Raw genomic sequence first — 1,216 nt, 5'->3', positions numbered from 1 at the left:
CCGTCCGCTGCCTGCCCCTACCCCAGGGCGATCATGCCCCGCACACGAAGAAGCCCCTGCTCATCGAACAGGGACTCCCTTTGCCACAACGCACTGAGCCTCGCGCCCGTCATCCGATCCGTACTGCTGTCGAAAGCAGCGCTGGCGGCCCACCAGTGCGACCGTCCGGCGATGGACGCCGCCCTGGCCGAATTCGCCGCGGCCGGCGGCGTCGGCTCCCGGGAGGAGCCGCTGGCCTTCAGCCTGGCTCGAACCATGTGCGCTCTGCTGGAAGAAGACCGCGACCAAGCCATACGCGAACTACAGGCTGCTGCCACGCTGGAACGTGACATCCCAAGTATTTACCCGCTCAGCGGGCCACACGGTATCGGGCTCCTCCTCGACGCCCTATCGGGCACAGTCGACAGGGCACGCTATGAGGAGGTCAGCACCACCGCGTCATCAGGGATACGTTGGAACCGTCAGTTCTGCCTCTTCGCCAATGCCGTTCTCCTCGGCAGAGAGAGGCGCGGTGATGAAGCGGAAGAAGCCATGGACATGGCCCTGCATGCAGCGGCACCATATCCGACCGCACTCGCCCTGGGTCTGCGACTCGTCGCAGACGCGGCCCATGAGGACGGCTGGGGCGACCCGGTGGTCTGGCTTCGGCGAGCCGAACACCACTTTCACCACAACGACGTGCCTGCGGTCGCCAATGCCTGTCGCGCCGCACTACGGCGCCTAGGAGCCCCGGTCCACCAGCGCCGAATTGGCACCAGTAACATCCCCCAGGAACTGCGCGCATGTGGCGTCACGGTCAGGGAGTTCGAGGTCTTCACCTTGCTGGCCGAACACCGAAGCAATAAGGGCATCGGCGACCACCTGCACATCTCACCCCGGACAGTGGAAAAGCACATCGCCAGCCTCATAGCCAAGACCGATGAGGTCAGCCGGGCAGCATTGAGCGTCAAGTCGGCCACGCTGCAGGCGTCCGACCGCCAGCCACTGCGCCTGGTGGAAGGGCAAGAAAGTTCCTGGGCAAGGCACCAAGAGGACAGGGCTTCGGCGTGAGCGATGACTGGATCGACGTCGGGCGTTGCGTGGGGCTCGACCTGCTGGCCAAGCCCCACTTCCTGACTGTGTAAGTGCGTTGTGGCAAAGGGAGTCCCTGTTCGATGAGCAGGGGCTTCTTCGTGTGCGGGGCATGATCGCCCTGGGGTAGGGGCAGGCAGCGGAC

The 1,216-nt window shown here is 65.0% G+C and carries 1 protein-coding gene; it reads left to right on the top strand.

The genetic code is table 11. The features are described from left to right. Window positions 1-171: 171 nt before the first annotated feature. A complete protein-coding gene (locus AB0I51_RS48410) occupies window positions 172-1,050 on the top strand; it encodes a helix-turn-helix transcriptional regulator (RefSeq protein ID WP_362985929.1) in 879 nt (292 codons plus the stop codon). Window positions 1,051-1,216 lie beyond the last annotated feature (166 nt).

The sequence above is a fragment of the Streptomyces sp. NPDC050549 genome, from assembly GCF_040655035.1.
Taxonomy (GTDB): Bacteria; Actinomycetota; Actinomycetes; order Streptomycetales; family Streptomycetaceae; genus Streptomyces.
The sequence above is the reverse complement of the archived record's forward strand: the minus strand, read 5'-3'. Positions and strand labels throughout refer to the sequence as shown.